Source organism: Candidatus Albibeggiatoa sp. nov. BB20 (assembly GCA_016744725.1).
Classification (GTDB): domain Bacteria; phylum Pseudomonadota; class Gammaproteobacteria; order Beggiatoales; family Beggiatoaceae; genus Albibeggiatoa.
This window is the reverse complement of record JADGDW010000202.1, coordinates 1-6,764: the sequence shown is the minus strand read 5'-3', so window position 1 is coordinate 6,764 and position 6,764 is coordinate 1. Positions and strand designations below refer to the sequence as shown.

Annotated in this window: 6 protein-coding genes; all 6 read right to left on the bottom strand. The window is 39.5% G+C overall.

What is annotated here, in order from left to right:
* Positions 1 to 181, bottom strand: a 181-nt coding sequence (locus ABXH34_RS16815; RefSeq protein WP_353573042.1) for a hypothetical protein, incomplete at its 3' end; no start/stop codon positions are given.
* A 243-nt stretch (positions 182 to 424) separates the two neighbouring features.
* A complete protein-coding gene (locus ABXH34_RS16810; RefSeq protein ID WP_353573041.1) occupies positions 425 to 1,399 on the bottom strand; it encodes a vWA domain-containing protein in 975 nt (324 codons plus the stop codon).
* Between the two features lie 223 nt (positions 1,400 to 1,622).
* Positions 1,623 to 2,222 carry a PilN family protein gene (locus ABXH34_RS16805; protein ID WP_353573040.1) on the bottom strand — a complete coding sequence of 200 codons (600 nt, stop codon included), beginning with the start codon at positions 2,220 to 2,222 and terminating at the stop codon, positions 1,623 to 1,625.
* Between the two features lie 298 nt (positions 2,223 to 2,520).
* Positions 2,521 to 5,085 carry a DNA mismatch repair protein MutS gene (gene mutS / locus ABXH34_RS16800; RefSeq protein ID WP_353573039.1) on the bottom strand — a complete coding sequence of 855 codons (2,565 nt, stop codon included), beginning with the start codon at positions 5,083 to 5,085 and terminating at the stop codon, positions 2,521 to 2,523.
* A gap of 186 nt (positions 5,086 to 5,271) precedes the next feature.
* Positions 5,272 to 5,634, bottom strand: a complete 363-nt coding sequence (locus ABXH34_RS16795) for a DNA cytosine methyltransferase (RefSeq protein ID WP_353573038.1) — start codon at positions 5,632 to 5,634, stop codon at positions 5,272 to 5,274.
* A 78-nt stretch (positions 5,635 to 5,712) separates the two neighbouring features.
* Complete coding sequence (locus tag ABXH34_RS16790; RefSeq protein WP_353573037.1) at positions 5,713 to 6,546, bottom strand: DNA cytosine methyltransferase; 834 nt, start codon at positions 6,544 to 6,546, stop codon at positions 5,713 to 5,715.
* Positions 6,547 to 6,764: the final 218 nt, after the last annotated feature.

Sequence of the window (6,764 nt, the reverse complement as noted above, 5' to 3'; positions counted from 1 at the left end):
ATGCAAATCCACTTAAATCTGCTTGATACTGAGTAAAAAATTGCTCCAAGTCCTCTACTTTATTCTGCGTAGACTTTTTTAAGATAATGACCTCAACCTCATCACCTTTCAAAAATGGCAAGGCCTCCAAATTAAGACTACCCTGTTGAGAAATAACTGTTTCTATTCGATGTGCAAACATAATATTTTCCTTTTTGTCTAAATCCAAATTGACTAGATTAATAACATTTTAATTAAAGAAAATATAAATATCTAGTTAAATAATTCATAAATCAATGCTAGATGAAAAATAAGGCCGTAATATGGAAACCATTACGCTTTTTCGACCGATGGGTGTTGCTGAATTAGCATTAGTCAAACAAAGCGGGTGGTGAAAACCATACAGAATGGCGGATTCCAGCTGAAGAGCTTAATTTAAGTCGTGCTAATTTGCTTCATACACTTTTAAGCGTAAAATATATAAACCCAGCAGACTGAATAAACCAATAATAAGTGGAATCCGATACAGGTGTGTACGCTGCAAATAAATGCGGCTGTCCGCTTCGGTCTTTTGTAAGTTTTTATCAATCTTATTATATACTTGACTCAACGCATTTAAATTAGTGGCAGAGAAATATGCACCGCCTGTCATTTTGGCAATTTCGCGTAACGTTTGTTCATCAAATCCACGGCCAAAAATCCCTGATACTTGTCCTACACCAACGGTATAAATCCGAATTTTATACTGTTTTGCAATTTCTGCTGCTTTCAAAGGTGATAATTTCCCCGCAGTATTTTCACCATCTGTGAGTAAAATCAAAACGCGGGAATCTTCAGGACGTTCACGCAATTTTTTCACTGCCAAACCAATCGCATCACCAATCGCGGTTTTTTGGCCTGCCATCCCGATTGCCGCACGTTCAATAAAAGCTTTGACGGCTTGATTGTCCAAAGTCAGTGGCGATTGCAAATAAGCATGGTCAGCAAATAAGACTAAGCCAATCCGATCACCAACCCGTTTATCTACGAAGGGTATGAGTACTACTTTGACTGCTTGTAGACGGCTAACTTGGCGTTGGCTTAAACGAAAGTCGTCTTGCAACATTGATTCTGATAAATCAACTGCAAGCATCAGATCATAGCCCGATTGACGGATTTCAATTTGTTTGTCTACCCATTGTGGTGCCATTGCAGCAAATACAAAACTGATCCAAGTTAGCCACAGTAATAGCCAACGCAAAATAAGCCATCGATTACGCACGGGGCTTACGGATGAGACTTGAAAGGCCTGCTGCACAAAAGCGAGATTAGGAATACGGATTTGAGGTAAATGTGAGGCTTGGCGTTGTGGCCATAACCACCATATTAAGATTGGTAGAGGTAATAACAGAGCAAACCAAGGATATTGAAAACTGAACATAGTGGTATTTTTATCATTTTGAACTGCAATGCAATATAGGGCTATTCGTTGTCAGACTCAAGTTTTTAGCTCAATATCTATTGTCATTATTTTGGATAGCATCTCAAATTTACTGGCCTAAAATACGTATTGTTGGAAATACCACAAACATTAAGATGTTAAAAATAATAACGACTTATTGCTGTGGCATGGGTTTAAGCATGAACTAAAGACTAAGCAAATCTTAAGGACTTGGAATAAAACGCATAAAATTATTCATGTTGCCCATTGTCGGTGTGACTGTAGCAGACATGTGGTGCATATCAACAGACATAATGTGTACATCGCGGGTCATGACAGTGAAATTGTTTACCATAGAATCCATGCTACCACGCATGTGACCCATATCACTGGCCATCCCTTTCATATCCTGGGTCATTTCATTCATTTCCGCAACCACTCGAGTAATTGCTTTGACGATGGTATCTTTCTCTTCTTGTGCCTCAACTAAGATATGATGTGTACCATTGATAATATCATCAATTTTGCTGACTGCGTCTTTTGCTTCAGGCGAGTTCACATCAGCCATCAGTTCCGCCATATTGGCTAAAATAGTATTAAGATTCTGTATGTCCATTTGGAGAGAACCTAGAATGCTAGCGGCTTCTGCCTTTTCAACAAAGTCGACCCGAAAAAATGCAAAGGTGACCACGCCTAGCATGAATACTGCAAACACGATGCTCATCAAACGGAATTGGCGTTGTGAACGTTCATGACGTTTTTCACTATGTTTTAAGTGTGCAACAAGGGTTTGCACTGTCTGTTCTAATGATTGCTGTTCCATTTAGGTGTCCTTTTCAAGTGAGTAAGGATTCAGTCAAATATCTTGAAGAAGTCGTGTTACTAAGTTAATGCTATATCGGCATATATACTACATTATTTTAATATTCCAATGTGCTTATTTACTCAGCTTGAGCAGAACCCAACAAAGTGAAACCTGCCATTATTTGATTCTGCATCAGCCTTTAAAATAGTAAAAAACTCAATGACAAAGGGTTCACACTCCACCGCTGCCATTATTTATAACGAAGCTCTTTTAGATAGCCCAAAACTGAGATACAAGTATGAACCATTCAATATTATTACAACGACTCTTTAAGTTGATAAATAAGGTCTAAGGCTTGGCGTGGCGTTAAATTTTCTGGTGAGATTTCAGCCAAGGTATCCAATACGGGATGTGAAATAGGTTTAGGCTCATCTTCAATAGGCACGGCTGAAAATAATTGTTCTTGTTGAGGCACACCGAGTTGCTGTTTTTCTAATATTTTCAAACGTTTTTTGGCTTGACTGACAATTGCTTTCGGAACACCTGCCAACAACGCGACTTGTAAACCATAACTTTGACTGGCCGCCCCTTCTTTTACTGCGTGTAGAAAAATCAGTTTATCTTGTTTTTCAACCGCTTCTAAATGTGCATTCATCACTCCTTGATGTAACTCAGGCAAGCGGGTTAACTCAAAATAATGGGTAGCAAATAAAGTATAACAATTCAATTTTTGCAATAAATGCTCAGCACATGCCCAAGCCAAAGATAAGCCATCAAACGTGCTTGTACCACGGCCAATTTCATCCATTAACACCAAACTATTGCGAGTGGCATTGTGTAAAATATTAGCAGTTTCAGTCATTTCCACCATAAACGTAGAGCGACCACCTGCCAAATCATCACTTGCTCCAATGCGGGTAAAAATTCCATCAATTGGCCCTAAAACCACTTTCTGTGCGGGTACAAAACTACCGATATGAGCCAATAACACAATAAGGGCTGTTTGGCGCATATAAACCGATTTTCCTGACATATTTGCACCTGTAATCAAAAGCATACGCCGATTATCATGCAAATTTAAATCATTGGGCATAAACGGAATATCTTGGATTGCTTCCACCACAGGGTGACGGCCTTCGACAATATGCACCACTTCGTCATGGGTAAATTCAGGTGGGCTGTATTTCAAAGTATCAGCACGTTCTGCCAAGGTATTGAGCACATCCAATTCAGCCAATGCAGCACTACAGATTTGTAACGGTTTTAAATAATCTAATAATTTGATTAATAATTCTTCGTATAAATGCTTTTCAAGTTGCAATGCACGTTCATTGGCACTTAAGGCTTTGTCTTCAAATAATTTAAGCTCTTTGGTGATGAATCGTTCAACCGCTTTTAAGGTTTGGCGACGGACATAATCATCAGGAACAATATCGCTTTGGGTGCGACTGATTTCGATGTAATAGCCATGCACTTTGTTGTAGCCGACTTTTAAATTTTGAATGCCTGTACGTTCCCGTTCTCGCATTTCCAATTCATTCAGATAACCACTCGCATCATCGGTTAAACGGCGTAAATCATCTAATTCTGGGCTATAGCCTTTTGCAATCACGCCCCCATCTCGAATTAAAAACGGTGGCTCTTCAAGAATCGCATGACATAATAATGTGTGAATTTCGGGGAATACGGTGATTTTTTCACCAATATCCTGCAATAAATCCGTTTCCAGTAAAGCCAGTTGTTTTTTAATTTCAGGTAACAAACCCAAAGCGGTACGTAGTTGAGTTAAATCACGAGGTCGTGCGCTACGAATCGCAATTCGTGCCAGAATCCGTTCCACATCACCAATGCTACGCAGTAATTTATACAAGCCATTGATTGTGTTTTGTTCTAGTAACTTACCAATGCTTTGATGGCGTGCGCTCAAAATCGCGGTATTACGCAATGGGCGATGTAACCAACGTCGCAATAAGCGGCTGCCCATAGGAGTGGCGCATTGATCTAAAACATTGACTAAAGTGTGTTCTTGTTTGCCTTGTAATCCACTGTCTAATTCCAGATTGCGTCGTGTGGCCACATCCATCATTAAGCTGTCTTCGCGCCGTTCCCAGTTTAAGCCTTGTAAATGCGGCAATGCGGTGCGTTGGGTTTCTTTAGCATATTGTAATAAACAGCCTGCTGCGGTAATCGCCGTGGTTAAATGGTCACAGCCAAATCCTGCTAAATCTTGTATTCCAAATTGCTGAGTTAATAGGCGTTGTGCGGTTTGGATATCAAAATACCAAGGTGATTGTTTTCGGATTGGAAATTTTGGTAATGTGAATGTGTAGTCTTCTGCAACCAGTAATTCAGCGGGCTGTAAGCGCACTAATTCGCTGTGTAATAAGGATTCGCTATTAACTTCGGTGACGGTAAATCGGCCACTGGATAGGTTTAGCGTGGAAATCCCAAATAGGTTATTTTCATAATGGACAGCGGCTAATATATTATCTTGACGTTCGTCAAGCAGAGCTGCATCGGTTAATGTACCGGGGGTGATAATGCGAGCCACTTGGCGTTCGACAGGCCCTTTGCTGGTAGCAGGATCGCCGACTTGTTCGCAAATGACAGCGGAATAGCCTTGTTTCACCAATTTGGCTAAATAGGGTTCGATTGCATGGTATGGCACGCCTGCCATCGGAATATCGAGGCCTCCACTTTTACCGCGTTTGGTGACAGCGATATCGAGGATAACACCTGCACGGTTGGCATCTTCGAAGAAGAGTTCATAAAAGTCGCCCATGCGGTAGAACAGTAATATATCAGGATATTCAGCTTTAATCCGTAAATACTGTTGCATGACGGGCGTATGTTTGGAGATGTCTTGCTCAGTGGTCTTCATAGTGGCGCGTATTATAGCAAAACTGTTATGAAGGATGTATTAAGGCATTTTTCTAATTGTAGTGATTTTATAGTGGCTTGGACATTTTTTATAACTGATTGTTTTTTAATATATTTTAAATTCCCAACTAATATATAAAATATTTTGTTTTTCAAATGATTACAATTGATAATTGACTATCTTAAATTATATCCCCATGCTTAATTGCTCAGGGTGTTGTCTTAAAGTTGAATATTGCGAGTCTTCCATTGCTTCAATTTGGTTTAATAATGCAACCAATCGACGACCCACCGCATAAGCTAAATTAACGGGTACGGCGTTACCAATTTGCTTATATTGATTGCCCATTGAACCCATAAATACCCAATCATCTGGGAATGTTTGGATTCTTGCATACTCTCTTACCGTCAAAGGACGTGTTTCTTCTGGATGGCAACGCTCTGTCTGTTTTTGAGCAGGTGCACAGGTTAAGGTTAAACTCGGATTATCCCATGATAAACGCCGCGCCATGCCCGTTTTACCACCACCAAGAAAATAGCTTTTTTGCATATATTCACGTTGAAGATCATCAGGTAAATTAACCCAGCATCCACCCTGAGGCACTAAAGATAAAATGTCTTGTTTACGTTAGGGATAATGTTGCCCTTGTGATTCTGGACAATCAGTAGGATATAATTCACCTGCTTTTAAGCCATCTTTTAAAGTCATGACTCGATGATAAGGTGCAGGCCAGCTAAATTGTGCATAAGGCACTAAATCATTACGAATACCGACTAAAAATAAACGTTCTCTTTTTTGCGGCACTTTATAAAAAATAGCTTTTAAAACAGTGGGTTCAATCAGTGTATAACCTAGTTCTGCAATAACATCTTTAATCGCCGCTAAAGCACGCCCCTTCTCATGTGAGAGTAGCCCTCTGACATTTTCGCCTAGAAAAACTTTAGGTTGTAGGGTTTTAATTGCTTGGGCAAATTCAAAAAACAATGTACCACGTGTGTCTTCAAATCCTAACTTATTGCCTGCATAGGAAAAAGCTTGGCAAGGAAACCCGCCTGATAAAAAATCTATATCTTGAAATGCAGAGAAATCAATCTCTTTAATATCACTTTGTAATACGTTCCATTGTGGTCTGTTATGACGTAATGTATTGCAAGCGGCTGCATCAATTTCATTCAGGGCAACGGCTTCAAAGCCTGCCTTTTCCAAACCAATCGCTAAACCGCCCACACCCGCAAATAACTCAATAGATTGATATTTTCTCGTTGGCTTAACATTAAGCTCCGTGTCCCATTGAGAATTGAGCATCTGTTTAATTTGGGGAAATTCGATTAAATCGGAGAGTGCATAACATCCATTGGCTAATGGTTGGATACGTCCTGATTTCGCCCATTTTTCTACTGTGGCATTTGATACAGACAGAATATCAGCTAATAGGACAGGAGAAACTTCATGATGTGACATTAAATTAATGTAAGCTTAATTGGATCAATCTGAAATCGATATTTATCAACTGTTTCTTTAACATGCTGATACAAATTTTCAGCAGTAATAAAGCTAAGACCGTAAGACATTTTTTTTATAATATATTCCAGTTGGTTATAGGTGATGGATTCTAAGTTTATTAAATAGGGCTCTGTAGCATCTCATGCAGTATTCTACAAAAATACTCTAATCAAAAC

Coding starts and splice junctions, on each gene's coding strand:
- ABXH34_RS16805 (WP_353573040.1), bottom strand. CDS start 2,222: ATGGAACAGCAATCATTAGAACAGACAGTGCAAACCCTTGTTGCACAC.
- ABXH34_RS16790 (WP_353573037.1), bottom strand. CDS start 6,546: ATGTCACATCATGAAGTTTCTCCTGTCCTATTAGCTGATATTCTGTCT.
- ABXH34_RS16795 (WP_353573038.1), bottom strand. CDS start 5,634: ATGCAAAAAAGCTATTTTCTTGGTGGTGGTAAAACGGGCATGGCGCGG.
- ABXH34_RS16810 (WP_353573041.1), bottom strand. CDS start 1,399: ATGTTCAGTTTTCAATATCCTTGGTTTGCTCTGTTATTACCTCTACCA.
- mutS (WP_353573039.1), bottom strand. CDS start 5,085: ATGAAGACCACTGAGCAAGACATCTCCAAACATACGCCCGTCATGCAA.